Genomic DNA, 12,862 nt, shown 5'->3' on the forward strand with positions numbered 1-12,862 from the left:
GTGCTGCAACAGATGGACAATCATTCTTATGATGATATAATCAATCTTCCACATCCGACATCAAGGAACCATCCTCGTATGTCGCTTCACGACAGAGCAGCACAGTTTGCTCCTTTTGCGGCACTTACAGGACACGATGCAGCTATTAAGGAAACTGCAAGGTTAACGGATGAACGGTTAGAGTTGAGCGATGAGGTCATTATGAAATTGAATGACCAGTTAAATATGATTAGAGATAATATCGGCACAGAACAGGAAGTATCAATAACTTATTTCGTGCCTGATGACAAAAAATCCGGAGGAGCATATCTCACGCATTCCGGTATAGTGAAAAAGATTGATGAATTTGAACGCAAACTGATTATGCAGGATGAAACAGTTATCCCGATTGAACAAATCAGCGAGATACAGGGAGAAATGTTCAGAGGACTATATGAGTCATAGCTTGGAAAGGGCAAACAATGGAAACAAAACCAAGAATATTATACTTAAAGAAAATATTAGAGGAACGAACGGACGAGGAACATCCGCTTTCAACGACGCAACTAATCAATATATTGGCTGATGAATACGGGATTTCAGCGCATAGAACTACTGTTACGAAAGACATTGCAGCACTTCAGGAGTTTGGAATGGATATTGTTACTATCCATTCTACTCAAAGCAAATACTTTGTAGCCAATCGTAAGTTTGAATTGCCGGAACTGAAACTGCTGATAGATGCAGTAGAGTCATCGAAGTTCATTACAAAGAAGAAAAGCGAAACGCTGATTGAGAAGATACATACGATGACCAGTCCGGGGCAGGTGGCAAAGTTGAAGCGTAATAATTATGTGGTCAATCGAATTAAGCCAGATAATGAGCAGATATATTACATCATCGACGCTATAAATGAAGCCATTAACGCAGGTAAACAGATTTCTTTTCAGTATTATGATTATACCGGATTAAAGAAAAAGGTTCTGAAGAACAAGGGCGAAGTGTATAGGCTCAGCCCATATAAACTTCTCTGGAATGGGGATAATTATTATGTTCTCGGATACTCTGAGAAGAAAAGCAAGGTTATCAATTTCAGGGTAGACCGTATTGCTTCCAAGCCGGAGATACTGGATAAGGATATTATTCCTATGCCTGATGATTTTGATATTGAGAATTACACAAAAGAAGTATTCTTTATGTTCTCAGGCGAGAAAGTCCTTGTGGATTTACGATGTGATAACAGTCTGATGAAAACAATGGTTGACCGTTTCGGAGAAGATGTGACAACCCTTGCGTATGATATGACTTCTTTCAGGGTACAGACCGAAGTATCAGCCAGTCCAACCTTTTTTGGTTGGGTATTTGGTTTTAATGGCAAGGTACAGATACTTGCACCGGAAAGTGTAAAAGAACAGTACAGACAGATGATTGCACAAGCCGATGAGGATATGCAGGAAAGCAGAGATTGAAACGCAGAAAGCGATGTTTTATCTGCAACAAAAGGAAAATGAGGAACATGGATTAGAGTAATATGAGTCCGCTTTGCGAAAAGTAATCAGGGAAACGGAGGACAATTCTATGACAGATAACACAAACAAAGGTTTTTGGGAAAGAATGGCAAGAATATATACTGCATTTATGTCAAAAAACGATACTGCTTATCGGCAAATCTGCAAACTGTCAGAACAGTATATAGACAGTGAGAAGTCTGTCTTGGAATTGGCTTGCGGAACGGGACAGATTACCTTTTTAATGGCAGGAAAATCCGGCTCTTGGGAAGCAAAAGATTACTCGGAAAATATGATAATAGAAGCTGAAAAACGCAATCAAGGCGAACACAAATGTGAACAGCTCCGCTTTTGTGTGCAGGACGCAACGAATTTGACTTATGAAGATGAAAAATTTGATGTTGTTGTGATTGCCAATGCTTTACATATCATGCCACAACCGGAGAAAGCACTAAAAGAAATACACAGAGTTCTGAAAAAAGACGGAATTTTGTTCGCACCCACATTTGTATATAAAAAAGGGTATTCGAAATTTCTGATATGGCTTATGGAAAAAGCCGGGTTTAAAACCTATCATAAATGGCAAAACGAAGAACTGAAAGAATATGTCGGTAGCGAAGGCTTTCAGGTTGTTGGAGCGGCATTGATAAAAGGCAAACCACTTTCGGAATATGTATTGGTTGGGAAAAAGGAGTGATAACGTGAGAATATTGATTATCGGTGCAGGTGTGTTGGGTTCAAATCTGGCACATTCTATGCGAAAAGGAAATGACATAACCATTCTTGCAAGAGGCAGAACCTACCAAAATTTAAAAAACGGCGGACTTGTAATCAAACACAAGCTCGGAAAGAAAACAACAGACTGTTTCACTGTTATAGACAAACTTCAAACAGACGATATTTATGATGCTATTTTTGTTGTATCCAGATTTTCATCTTTAGACAGCATTGTTCCAATGATAAAACGCAACAAAAGCAAAAATATCGTGTTTGTAGGTAACAATATGACCGTTGAGAAATATGAAAATTTGGAGAATAAAAATGTATTGTTTGCATTTTTTAGTGCGGCAGGCAAAAAGTACGACGGCTACATAAATTCCATCTGCCTAAATAAAATTGAAATCGGAAGGACAGACGGCAAGGATGTTAGTGATAAATTTATAACTTCTATATTTGCAGGTGCGAAAATAAAAGTGACGATAGATAATAAAATGAATGATTATCTGAAAACACACGCTTGTGCTGTTCTTCCGCTTGTGTTTGCAAGCTATAGAGCAAATGGTAATTTAAAGTTGCTGAAAAAAGATAAAGCGTATTCGTTAGACATTATGGATGCTATCATCGAAGGTTATGATGTGCTGAAAAAAGCAGGCTATGAAATATTGCCCAAAGGGGAATACGAAACCTGTGTAAATAAAAAGAAATTCTGTGCTTGGATGTACAGATTTATGTTTTCTAATTTTATTGGTAAGCTGTGCATATCTGATCACGCAATGAGTGCAAGGGAAGAGTTTATGATGTTGGAAAGTGAATTTGAAAAGTTGAAGAATGAAACCGGAATTGGGTATATGAAATATAAAGTGATGTATACAGCAGGAGCCAAAAGAGATCTGCGAAATATTTTCAGATATATTTCAGAGGAACTGTTAGCTCCAAAGAACGCTGCCGGACAGACCGAATTATGGCTGCTATTCGAAAGCTGGTCACCATGCCGAATAGAAACCGGCTTTATGAGGAAGAACCATGGCACAGCAGAGGACTTCGGTTCTTTCCAGTGGACAATTATTTGGTGTTTTATAAGACGAATGATGAAACAGAAACAGTGAATATAGTGCGAATTATGTATCGTGGACGTGATGTTCGCAAGCAGTTAAGTCGGACGGAAGACGTTTCAGAAAATTAAAATTTAACCATGATATTCTGAAAAATTTATAGGAATGCGCTATTATCAAATTGACACAGGAATGTGGTAGAGTATAATTACAATTGAATACACTGAAAAAATGGAGGAATTACATGAAAACACATAAATATTGGTCAGTTGGAGCATTAATTACAATGTTTGGGACTTATTATACTGGATATAAAAAGCTAAAATCAAGTCATAAATACTTTGCTTTAAGTTCTATGCTATGTATGGTAATGGCGATATATACAGGTCATAAAATGATTGCCGGGAATAGGAAAGAAAAGGCGAAAAAAGAGAAAGTTATAGAGAATGAGGAATAAATAATGTTGGAAGTAGGAATTAAGGCACCTGATTTTGAGTTGCCAGATCAAAATGGGAAAATACATAGATTATCGGATTATACAGGAAAAAAAGTAATTTTGTATTTTTATCCAAGGGATAATACACCAGGATGTACGAAGCAGGCATGTGGTTTTTCCGAGAGATACCCTCAGTTTACCGAAAAAGGTGCAGTTATTCTTGGAGTCAGTAAGGATTCTGTAGCGTCTCACAAGAGATTTGAGGAAAAATATGGATTGGCATTTACACTTTTAGCAGATCCAGAGCGGAAAGTTATTGAAGCTTATGATGCATGGAAAGAAAAGAAAAATTATGGCAAAGTCTCTATGGGGGTAGTAAGAACCACATATCTTATTGATGAACAAGGGATTATTATAAAGGCAAATGATAAAGTCAAGGCTGCAGATGATCCTGAAAATATGCTTAAGGAATTAGATTAATGAAGATAATATTATCCCCTGCTAAAAAGATGATTACAGATACTGACAGTATTGAACCGGATGCATTGCCTGAATTTATTGAAAAGACGACAGAGATACAAAGTTGGTTGAAAAGTAAGTCAAAAGAGGAACTGAAAGGCATTTGGAAATGTAATGATAAGATTGCAGAACAAAATTTCAATAGATTGGGAAATATGAATCTTTATCAGATGCTCAGTCCGGCTGTTTTATCATATGAAGGAATTGCTTTTCAATATATGGCACCATCTGTGTTTGAAGATATGCAGCTTGAGTATGTGCAAAATCATTTGAGAATATTGTCTGCATTTTATGGTGCTCTGAAACCAATGGATGGTGTGACACCTTATCGTTTGGAAATGCAGGCAAAGATCAGGATTGGAGATGCCAAAAATCTGTATGAGTACTGGGGTGACTTGTTATACCGCTCAGTAATAGATGACAGCAGGATTATCATTAATCTTGCATCAAAAGAATACTCAAAATGTATAGAAAAATATCTGACACAACAGGATAGATACATTACGATTACATTTTGTGAGTTATCAGGAGATAAACTGGTGACAAAAGGTACATATGCTAAGATTGCTCGTGGTGAAATGGTTAGGTTCATGGCTGAAAACAGTATTGAAAATCCTGAGGATATTAAAAAATTCGACAGACTTGGTTATTCATTCCGGTCTGATTTATCATCAGATACTGAATATGTTTTTGAACGAAAAATAGAACAATGATTTATATTAAAGATGCTCAGCATGGGCATCTTTAATATAATAATGAGAATTATTACTATTCTGTTGACAATATAATAATGATGGTATATAATCCTTATTAAGAATAAATCCTAACAAGGAGGACTGATGACAAGTAGGAGAAATACCATTCAAAAAGATCTTGTAAGAAATGCCGTATATGAAATGAGAAGACATGTTACAGCAAATGAAGTGTATGAATTTATAAAAGAAGCATATCCTACAATCGGAAAAGGAACTGTATATAGAAATCTTGATATATTGGTAGATGAGGGTTCGTTAAGGAAGGTTGAAGTTCCGGATGGACCGAATAGGTTCGATTTTTCATTGAAAAATCATTACCATGTCAGGTGTGTAAAATGCGGTGAGGTTTCAGATGTGGATATGGATGAAATACCGGATTTGCTGGAAAGAATTCATAACACTTATGGAATCGAATTTTTGGATTATGATATTTCATTTAAAGGTATTTGCCCAAAATGCAGGGAGAAGGTAAAGGAGGAAAAAAATGGATAGGGAAGCAATGTATAAGTTGAGTTATGGATTGTTTGTACTGACTGCCAGGGAACATGAAAAAGACAATGGATGTATTATTAATACAGCCATTCAGGCAGCTTCAGAACCGAACCAGTTAAGTATCTGTGTCAACAAAGCAAATTACACGCATGACATGATTCAGAGAACAGGAAAATTCACAGTATCAGTCTTAAGTCAGAAGGCACAGTTTGAATTGTTCAAATATTTTGGCTTCCAATCAGGAAGGGATACCAATAAATTTGAAGCATTTGAAAAGTGTGCCAGGGGCACGAATGGTATTTATTATATTACAGAAGGTACAAATGCATACATTTCTGTGACAGTTACTAAAACAGAGGACTTGGGTTCACATACGATGTTTATCGGTGAGATAACCGATATGGAAGTTTTAAGCAATGTTCCTTCAGTAACATATGATTATTATCAGAATAATATTAAGCCTAAGCCACAGGAGGTTGGAAAAACAGAGGACGGTCAGACAATATGGCGTTGCAGAATTTGCGGATATGAATATGTAGGCGAGGAATTACCGGATGACTTTATATGTCCTTTGTGCAAGCACCCGGCATCAGATTTTGAAAAAGTAGTAAAGAAAACGGAGGTAAAAGAGATGGCAGAAAACAAATATGCAGGAACACAGACAGAGAAGAATTTACAGGAGGCATTTGCAGGGGAATCACAGGCAAGAAATAAGTATACCTATTTTGCTTCTGTAGCGAAAAAGGAAGGTTACGAGCAGATGTCAGCATTGTTTTTAAAGACTGCAGATAATGAGAAAGAACATGCAAAGATGTGGTTCAAGGAATTAGCAGGAATTGGTGATACAAAGGAAAACCTGGCGACAGCGGCAGAAGGCGAAAATTATGAGTGGACAGATATGTATGATGGCTTTGCTAAAACAGCTGAGGAAGAAGGATTCCCTGAGCTTGCAGCAAAATTCAGGGCAGTAGGTGAGATTGAGAAGCACCATGAGGAAAGATATCGTGCACTTCTTAAGAATATTGAAACTGCACAGGTATTTGAAAAGAGCGAAGTTAAGGTATGGGAATGCCGTAACTGCGGACATATTGTGGTAGGAACTAAGGCGCCTGAAGTATGTCCGGTATGTAATCATCCACAGAGCTATTTTGAAGTACATGAAGAGAATTATTAAGGAGATGAGATTATTACGAAGAAGAAAGTGATTAATTCAAAAAAAGCAGTAATGATAGGCTGTGGCTTTGTTGGTTCTGCATCGGTATTTGCTCTGATGCAGAGTAGCTTGTTTACAGAGATTGTCCTTATCGATGCAGATAAGAACAAGGCAGAAGGAGAAGCGATGGATATCAGTCATGGTATTCCATTTGCGAGTCCGATGAAAATATATGCCGGAGATTATGATGATGTGGCTGATGCTGCAATTGTTGTCATATCTGCCGGAGCGGGACAGAAACCGGGAGAGACAAGGCTTGATCTCGTAAATAAAAATGTAGCAATATTTAAGTCAATCATTCCTGAAATAGCAAAGAGAAATTTTGCAGGTATCATGCTTGTAGTAGCGAATCCGGTAGATATTTTGACACAGGTAGCCATAAAGTTATCAGGACTTCCGGAAAACAGGGTTATTGGATCGGGGACAGTGTTAGACAGTGCACGATTAAGATATAAGCTTGGTGAGCATTTATCTGTGGACAGCAGGAGTGTTCACGCATTTATAGTAGGTGAGCATGGAGACAGTGAAGTTGTAGCATGGTCATCAGCCAATGTATCCGGTGTTCCATTGAGTGAAATGTGTGAAATGCGTGGACATTACAAGCACAAGGAAAACACGGCAGAAATAGCTACAGCAGTCAAGAACAGTGCTTATGAGATTATAAACAAAAAGCACGCTACATATTATGGAATTGCAATGTCTGTAAAAAGAATCTGCGAAGTGATTATGAGAGATGAAAAATCAATACTCCCAGTATCGCATATGATTCATGGAGTATATGACATTGACGGAGTATCGTTAAGTATGCCGGCCATTGTAGGTGCAGATGGCATTGAGTCTAATATACCTATTAATTTAAGTGGAGAGGAAGCGTTAAAGCTTAAGGAATCCGCAGATTCTTTGAAAAAGATTATAGAGACAATTGAATTATAAATTTTACACATGGAAGGAGATAAAAGCATGGAAGTAAAGTATTATATATGTAAGCATTGTGGAAACATTGTTGAAAAGGTAAAGGATAAGGGTGTACCTGTAATTTGTTGCGGAGAACCTATGCAGGAATTAAAAGCCGGAGTGACAGATGCTGCTGCCGAGAAGCATGTACCTGTATATACGGTAGAAGGCAGTCATGTTCATGTCGTGGTCGGAGAGACAAAACATCCAATGCTTGAAGAGCATTTCATTGAGTGGATTACATTAAATACAAACCAGGGAATATACAGAAAACAGTTAAATCCAGGGCAGGAGCCGGTAGCAGATTTTTGTCTTTGCGATGGTGAACAGGTAGAAGAAGTATATGCATATTGTAACCTGCATGGATTATGGAAATGCTAAAAGCATTTATACATATTAAGGTTACAGAACAACACAAATACAACAGTAATATATTTATAAGGAGGAACAAACTAATGAAATATGTATGTGACGTTTGCGGATGGGAATATGATGAAGAGGAAGGTTATCCTGAAGGTGGTATTGCACCAGGAACAAAGTGGGAGGATGTTCCGGAAGATTTTGAATGCCCATTATGTAATGTTGGAAAAGATCAGTTTTCAGAAGTTGAATAGAAGCCTAATCTTGTGTTAAATACGGATGGACAAACCAAAACCCTGGTGCGTGAGCAACAGGGTTTTTTATTGCGATATTTTGTGATGATATCACAGAAAATAATCTACCTTTTGCTTATAATGTAGTTAGAAATTAAGTAAGGAGGTAGTCTAAATGAGATTAAAAGATAAAGTTGCAATCATTACGGGCGGAAGCCGTGGTATAGGATTTGCTACAGCTGATAAATTCTTGAAGGAAGGTGCTTCAGTTGTGTTGGCAGCAAGTTCACAGGAATCGGCAGATGTTGCTGTAGATAAATTAAAAGAAAAATATCCCAATGCAATAGTTGCTGGAATTAGTCCAAATCTGGCAAGCATGGAGTCTGTCAGAAAGGCTTTTAAAGAGGCAACTGAAAAATATGGATGTGTCGACATACTGGTAAATAATGCAGGAATTTCAGAAAATACCTCATTTATGGATTATACAGAGGAGACTTTCGATAAAGTCATGGATCTAAATGTAAAAGGAGTATTTAATACTACTCGTGTAGCAGCAGAATGTATGGTGGCAAGAGGCAAGGGGGTCATTCTCTCAACTTCTTCCATGGTGAGTATTTCGGGACAGCCAAGTGGGGTTGCTTATCCGGCATCGAAGTTTGCAGTAAACGGATTGACTGTATCATTAGCAAGAGAACTAGGACCTAAAGGTATTCGTGTTAATGCTGTTGCACCTGGGATTACAGAAACTGATATGATGAAAGCTGTGCCAAAGGAAGTTATCGAACCTATGATTGAAAGAATTCCATTGCGTCGTCTTGGACAGCCAGAAGATATTGCCAATGCGTTTGTGTTTCTTGCTTCAGATGAGGCGAGTTACATTACAGGTGTTATATTAAGTGTAGATGGTATGGCAAGAAGTTAATTTAATGTGGTATGGTGATGTAATCACGGAAAACAAATGAAATTAAGACTATAATAAAGCTACAAAAAGAAAAAGATAAGGAGGACTGTAAAATGTCTGCTATTAATATCAATAAAAATAATTTTGAGAACGAAGTACTGAATTCCGATAAAACCGTTCTTTTAGATTTTTGGGCATCTTGGTGTGCACCTTGCCGTATGGTAGTACCTATTGTAGAGGAGATTGCAGGTGAGCGTAGGGATATTAAAGTTGGAAAGATTAATGTAGATGAAGAGCCTGAATTGGCAAATAAGTTCAGTATTATGAGCATTCCGACTTTAGTGGTTATGAAGAATGGGAAGATTGTACAGCAGGTTTCAGGGGCGAGACCTAAGAATGCGATTTTAGAAATGCTTTAGGGAGGTGTACTAATGGGATTTTTTGATCTCTTTAAACAGTCGAATATTAATCAAGGCATAGAAGAATATAAAAGGACTGCTGGTGCAGTTCTGCTGGATGTCCGTACTCCGCAGGAATATCGGGAAGGACATATACCAGAAAGTAAAAATGTGCCGTTGCAGCAACTAGACAATATTATTTCTGTAGCGAAGAATAAGGATATCCCTCTGTTTGTATACTGTTATTCCGGTTCTCGGAGTCGTCAGGCAACTGAGATACTGCAACGAATGGGATACTCTAAAGTAAATAATATCGGTGGCATTGCAGCTTACTCAGGAAAGGTGGAAAAATAAGATGAAGGTAATAATCGTAGGAGGTGTAGCAGGAGGAGCTACAGCCGCAGCAAGAATACGCAGACTGGATGAACATGCAGAAATTACTGTGTTTGAAAGATCCGGATACATATCCTATGCTAATTGTGGGCTTCCATATTATATTGGAGACGTGATCACAGACCCGGAAGAACTTACACTACAGACACCAGAGAGTTTTTTTAAACGCTTCCGTATTAACATGAAAATTCATCATGAAGTTATCTCCATACATCCGGATCGTAAAATTGTTTCAGTGAAAAATTTGGAGAATGATGAGATATTTGAAGAAAACTATGATAAGTTGATTCTTTCTCCAGGTGCAAAGCCAACACAGCCGAGACTTCCCGGAGTAGGTATTGATAAACTTTTTACACTTCGTACCGTAGAAGACACTTTTCGAATAAAGGAATATATAAATAAGAACCATCCAAAATCGGCTGTATTGGCAGGTGGCGGTTTTATTGGTCTGGAACTGGCAGAAAATTTGAGGGAGCTTGGCATGGATGTTACGATTGTCCAGCGGCCTAAGCAGCTGATGAACCCTTTTGACCCGGATATGGCATCCATGATCCATAATGAAATGAGAAAGCATGGGGTAAAACTGGTACTGGGCTATACAGTAGAAGGATTTAAAGAAAAAGACAACGGAGTGGAGGTTCTGTTGAAAGATAATCCATCCCTTCAGGCTGATATGGTAGTTCTGGCAATCGGAGTCACACCAGACACAGTATTAGCAAAAGAAGCCGGTCTGGAACTTGGCATCAAGGAAAGTATTGTAGTGAATGACAGAATGGAAACCTCTGTACCGGATATTTATGCTGCAGGTGATGCAGTTCAGGTAAAACATTATGTTACGGGTAATGATGCGTTGATTTCTTTGGCAGGACCAGCCAATAAACAGGGCAGAATCATCGCTGATAATATTTGTGGCGGTGATAGTCGTTACCTGGGCAGTCAGGGAAGCTCCGTTATAAAAGTGTTTGATATGACAGCAGCCACTACAGGTATCAATGAAACCAATGCCAAAAAGTCAGGATTAGAGGTAGATACAGTAATTCTTTCTCCTATGAGTCATGCCGGTTACTATCCTGGCGGAAAAGTGATGACCATAAAGGTGGTTTTTGAAAAAGAGAGCTATCGTTTGCTTGGCGCTCAGATTATCGGATATGAAGGAGTTGATAAACGTATTGATGTGCTGGCAACAGCAATTCATGCGAGGCTGAATGCAACCCAGTTGAAAGATCTGGATTTGGCATATGCACCACCTTATTCTTCTGCCAAGGATCCAGTAAACATGGCTGGATTTATAATAGACAATATTGCAAAAGGGACATTAAAGCAATGGCATTTGGAAGATATGGACAAGATTTCTAAAGATAAAGATGTGGTGTTGCTAGATGTGAGAACTGTAGGTGAATTCAGCAGGGGGCATATTGATGGATTCAAAAACATACCTGTAGATGAACTGAGAGAACGAATTAGTGAAATTGAGATAGGAAAGCCTGTGTATCTGATATGCCAGAGTGGTCTGCGCAGTTATATTGCGAGCCGTATTCTGGAAGGAAACGGTTATGAAACGTATAATTTCTCTGGTGGATTTCGCTTCTATGATGCAGTGGTCAATGACCGTGCGCTGATTGAAAGGGCATATGCATGTGGTATGGATTATTAAAAAATAATCACGATATTTTTATAATTTTCTTATAGCATAAAAAGATCCCCCATTTATTAGAATGACTTTCATAATTCTGATAAATGGAGGATTCTTCTTTATATGTTATAGAAAAATAGTTTTATGACCTTTGGAGTGTTTCCAGTCTTTTTGGATCAAGAATTGTGATTTTGCCGCGGGAGAGTTTTACGAGACCCTCGCCTTGAAAGTATCGAAGCATTCGAGTGATAACTTCCCTGTGGGAACCAAGATGATTAGCAATCGTCTCATGAGTGATTTTCAGCTCGTTTGTTCCTTCGATAGAGGTCTCTTCTAAAAGAAATGAAGCAACACGCTTATCCAAACTCTTCCACATAATCTGTTCAATCAGCCACATGACATCAGAAAAACGGGTAGCCATTAACTCATTGGTATAGTTTGCGACAGGAGCAGATTCTTTCATGATGCTCTTATAGATTTCAGCAGGGATGATCCAAAGATCCGTATCTTTTTCTGCTTCAATGGTTACTTCAAATTGAATAGACCGCATGATACATGAAGCGGATAAAAGACACATATCCATATCGAACAGACGGTAAAGTGTAATCTCCCGTCCTTCATCTGAAAGTATGTAAGTTCGAAGCTGTCCAGATTTAACCAGTAATAATCCGGTACAATCCATGTTCCCGTTGTGAATGATTGTTCCTTTTTTCACATGCTGTGTGATCAAATTGTCTGAAATTAGTTTTTTCTGTGCTGTATTTAAGTCATTCCATAGTGGAAAATAATTTTCGAAGTTCATAACCGTTATCTCCTTTACGAACATAGTATACTTGCTTTTTTTAGATGTGTCAATTATGTAACTGGCATATGCCATAAATAGAAATAAAAAGAAGTGTAATAAAGTAAATTATCTTTTCTGTGATATCATCACTGAAGTAAGACTTTTTATGAGGTATATTAAGTTCAAACAGGAGAAGGAGTTGAAAAATATGACATCAATAAATATAAATAAAGAAAAGTTTGGACAATTAATTCATAAAGAAAAACCGGTTTTGGTTGATTTCTGGGCACCTTGGTGTGGTTATTGCCGTAGAATTGGAGCGGCTTATGAAAAAATAAGTGAAGAATACAGCGATATTCTTATTGCTGGGAAAGTAAATATTGATGAAGAACCACAGATTGCAGAAGCTGAAAAGATTGAGATAATTCCTACGCTGGTTTTATATCGAGATGGAAAGGCAATAGATTCTATTGTTGCACCTGAATCAAAAATAATGATAGAGAATTTTATTAATGAAGCATTGGAAAAATAA

General features: G+C 37.8%; 18 protein-coding genes and 2 pseudogenes. 19 read left to right on the forward strand and 1 reads right to left on the reverse strand.

Annotated features, from left to right (window positions below):
- Positions 1 to 12: 12 nt before the first annotated feature.
- The 18 genes and pseudogenes from H8R91_RS09220 to H8R91_RS09300 all read left to right on the forward strand — a co-directional run bounded on the left by H8R91_RS09220 (position 13) and on the right by H8R91_RS09300 (position 11,567).
- Entirely contained in the window at positions 13 to 444 is a 432-nt protein-coding gene (locus H8R91_RS09220; RefSeq protein WP_186935774.1) for a YolD-like family protein, read from the forward strand.
- 17 nt (positions 445 to 461) lie between these two features.
- The gene (locus H8R91_RS09225; protein WP_186935775.1) at positions 462 to 1,448 is read left to right on the forward strand and encodes a helix-turn-helix transcriptional regulator; all 987 of its coding nucleotides are present in this window, start codon (positions 462 to 464) and stop codon (positions 1,446 to 1,448) included.
- A 109-nt stretch (positions 1,449 to 1,557) separates the two neighbouring features.
- The gene (locus H8R91_RS09230; protein WP_186935776.1) at positions 1,558 to 2,184 is read left to right on the forward strand and encodes a class I SAM-dependent methyltransferase; all 627 of its coding nucleotides are present in this window, start codon (positions 1,558 to 1,560) and stop codon (positions 2,182 to 2,184) included.
- Positions 2,159 to 2,494 (forward strand): annotated as a pseudogene (locus H8R91_RS12300) (ketopantoate reductase family protein); the annotation flags it as partial. The gene H8R91_RS09230 and the pseudogene H8R91_RS12300, both read left to right, overlap by 26 nt.
- Before the next feature lie 701 nt (positions 2,495 to 3,195).
- Positions 3,196 to 3,390 carry a type II toxin-antitoxin system RelE/ParE family toxin gene (locus tag H8R91_RS12435; RefSeq protein WP_366477421.1) on the forward strand — a complete coding sequence of 65 codons (195 nt, stop codon included), beginning with the start codon at positions 3,196 to 3,198 and terminating at the stop codon, positions 3,388 to 3,390.
- Between the two features lie 113 nt (positions 3,391 to 3,503).
- Positions 3,504 to 3,716: a DUF6219 family protein gene (locus H8R91_RS09245; protein WP_186935777.1), complete on the forward strand. Its 213-nt coding sequence runs from the start codon at positions 3,504 to 3,506 to the stop codon at positions 3,714 to 3,716.
- Between the two features lie 3 nt (positions 3,717 to 3,719).
- Positions 3,720 to 4,175 (forward strand): thioredoxin-dependent thiol peroxidase, encoded by a 456-nt coding sequence (gene bcp, locus H8R91_RS09250; RefSeq protein WP_186935778.1) that lies wholly within the window; start codon positions 3,720 to 3,722, stop codon positions 4,173 to 4,175.
- The gene (gene yaaA, locus H8R91_RS09255; protein ID WP_186935779.1) at positions 4,175 to 4,927 is read left to right on the forward strand and encodes a peroxide stress protein YaaA; all 753 of its coding nucleotides are present in this window, start codon (positions 4,175 to 4,177) and stop codon (positions 4,925 to 4,927) included. The genes bcp and yaaA overlap by 1 nt, the downstream gene beginning before the upstream one ends.
- Positions 4,928 to 5,053: 126 nt before the next feature.
- Positions 5,054 to 5,461 (forward strand): Fur family transcriptional regulator, encoded by a 408-nt coding sequence (locus H8R91_RS09260; protein ID WP_186935780.1) that lies wholly within the window; start codon positions 5,054 to 5,056, stop codon positions 5,459 to 5,461.
- 7 nt (positions 5,462 to 5,468) lie between these two features.
- Positions 5,469 to 5,903 (forward strand): annotated as a pseudogene (locus H8R91_RS12490) (flavin reductase family protein); the annotation flags it as partial.
- Positions 5,904 to 5,963: 60 nt separating this feature from the next.
- A complete protein-coding gene (gene rbr, locus H8R91_RS12495; protein ID WP_436286331.1) occupies positions 5,964 to 6,635 on the forward strand; it encodes a rubrerythrin in 672 nt (223 codons plus the stop codon).
- Positions 6,636 to 6,662: 27 nt separating this feature from the next.
- Positions 6,663 to 7,607: an L-lactate dehydrogenase gene (locus H8R91_RS09270; protein WP_186935782.1), complete on the forward strand. Its 945-nt coding sequence runs from the start codon at positions 6,663 to 6,665 to the stop codon at positions 7,605 to 7,607.
- Positions 7,608 to 7,634: 27 nt separating this feature from the next.
- Positions 7,635 to 8,009, forward strand: a complete 375-nt coding sequence (locus H8R91_RS09275; protein ID WP_186935783.1) for a desulfoferrodoxin family protein — start codon at positions 7,635 to 7,637, stop codon at positions 8,007 to 8,009.
- A gap of 74 nt (positions 8,010 to 8,083) precedes the next feature.
- The gene (locus tag H8R91_RS09280) at positions 8,084 to 8,242 is read left to right on the forward strand and encodes a rubredoxin (protein WP_005339874.1); all 159 of its coding nucleotides are present in this window, start codon (positions 8,084 to 8,086) and stop codon (positions 8,240 to 8,242) included.
- Positions 8,243 to 8,396: 154 nt separating this feature from the next.
- Complete coding sequence (locus tag H8R91_RS09285; RefSeq protein WP_178069435.1) at positions 8,397 to 9,143, forward strand: SDR family NAD(P)-dependent oxidoreductase; 747 nt, start codon at positions 8,397 to 8,399, stop codon at positions 9,141 to 9,143.
- Between the two features lie 92 nt (positions 9,144 to 9,235).
- Complete coding sequence (gene trxA / locus H8R91_RS09290; RefSeq protein WP_101069734.1) at positions 9,236 to 9,541, forward strand: thioredoxin; 306 nt, start codon at positions 9,236 to 9,238, stop codon at positions 9,539 to 9,541.
- A 12-nt stretch (positions 9,542 to 9,553) separates the two neighbouring features.
- Entirely contained in the window at positions 9,554 to 9,874 is a 321-nt protein-coding gene (locus tag H8R91_RS09295) for a rhodanese-like domain-containing protein (protein WP_101069733.1), read from the forward strand.
- A 1-nt stretch (position 9,875) separates the two neighbouring features.
- Positions 9,876 to 11,567: an FAD-dependent oxidoreductase gene (locus tag H8R91_RS09300; RefSeq protein ID WP_186935784.1), complete on the forward strand. Its 1,692-nt coding sequence runs from the start codon at positions 9,876 to 9,878 to the stop codon at positions 11,565 to 11,567.
- Positions 11,568 to 11,688: 121 nt separating this feature from the next.
- Here the strand turns inward: H8R91_RS09300 and H8R91_RS09305 are convergent, their stop codons facing one another.
- Complete coding sequence (locus H8R91_RS09305; RefSeq protein WP_366477427.1) at positions 11,689 to 12,423, reverse strand: Crp/Fnr family transcriptional regulator; 735 nt, start codon at positions 12,421 to 12,423, stop codon at positions 11,689 to 11,691.
- A gap of 115 nt (positions 12,424 to 12,538) precedes the next feature.
- Here H8R91_RS09305 and H8R91_RS09310 point away from each other — a divergent pair, with 115 nt between their 5' ends.
- Positions 12,539 to 12,862 (forward strand): thioredoxin family protein, encoded by a 324-nt coding sequence (locus tag H8R91_RS09310; protein ID WP_005330449.1) that lies wholly within the window; start codon positions 12,539 to 12,541, stop codon positions 12,860 to 12,862.

The sequence above is a fragment of the Ruminococcus intestinalis genome, from assembly GCF_014288065.1.
GTDB lineage: Bacteria > Bacillota > Clostridia > Oscillospirales > Acutalibacteraceae > Ruminococcoides > Ruminococcoides intestinale_A.

Coding starts and splice junctions, on each gene's coding strand:
- H8R91_RS09220 (WP_186935774.1), top strand. CDS start 13: ATGGACAATCATTCTTATGATGATATAATCAATCTTCCACATCCGACA.
- H8R91_RS09225 (WP_186935775.1), top strand. CDS start 462: ATGGAAACAAAACCAAGAATATTATACTTAAAGAAAATATTAGAGGAA.
- H8R91_RS09230 (WP_186935776.1), top strand. CDS start 1,558: ATGACAGATAACACAAACAAAGGTTTTTGGGAAAGAATGGCAAGAATA.
- H8R91_RS12435 (WP_366477421.1), top strand. CDS start 3,196: ATGCCGAATAGAAACCGGCTTTATGAGGAAGAACCATGGCACAGCAGA.
- H8R91_RS09245 (WP_186935777.1), top strand. CDS start 3,504: ATGAAAACACATAAATATTGGTCAGTTGGAGCATTAATTACAATGTTT.
- bcp (WP_186935778.1), top strand. CDS start 3,720: ATGTTGGAAGTAGGAATTAAGGCACCTGATTTTGAGTTGCCAGATCAA.
- yaaA (WP_186935779.1), top strand. CDS start 4,175: ATGAAGATAATATTATCCCCTGCTAAAAAGATGATTACAGATACTGAC.
- H8R91_RS09260 (WP_186935780.1), top strand. CDS start 5,054: ATGACAAGTAGGAGAAATACCATTCAAAAAGATCTTGTAAGAAATGCC.
- H8R91_RS09275 (WP_186935783.1), top strand. CDS start 7,635: ATGGAAGTAAAGTATTATATATGTAAGCATTGTGGAAACATTGTTGAA.
- H8R91_RS09280 (WP_005339874.1), top strand. CDS start 8,084: ATGAAATATGTATGTGACGTTTGCGGATGGGAATATGATGAAGAGGAA.
- H8R91_RS09285 (WP_178069435.1), top strand. CDS start 8,397: ATGAGATTAAAAGATAAAGTTGCAATCATTACGGGCGGAAGCCGTGGT.
- trxA (WP_101069734.1), top strand. CDS start 9,236: ATGTCTGCTATTAATATCAATAAAAATAATTTTGAGAACGAAGTACTG.
- H8R91_RS09295 (WP_101069733.1), top strand. CDS start 9,554: ATGGGATTTTTTGATCTCTTTAAACAGTCGAATATTAATCAAGGCATA.
- H8R91_RS09300 (WP_186935784.1), top strand. CDS start 9,876: ATGAAGGTAATAATCGTAGGAGGTGTAGCAGGAGGAGCTACAGCCGCA.
- H8R91_RS09305 (WP_366477427.1), bottom strand. CDS start 12,423: ATGGCATATGCCAGTTACATAATTGACACATCTAAAAAAAGCAAGTAT.
- H8R91_RS09310 (WP_005330449.1), top strand. CDS start 12,539: ATGACATCAATAAATATAAATAAAGAAAAGTTTGGACAATTAATTCAT.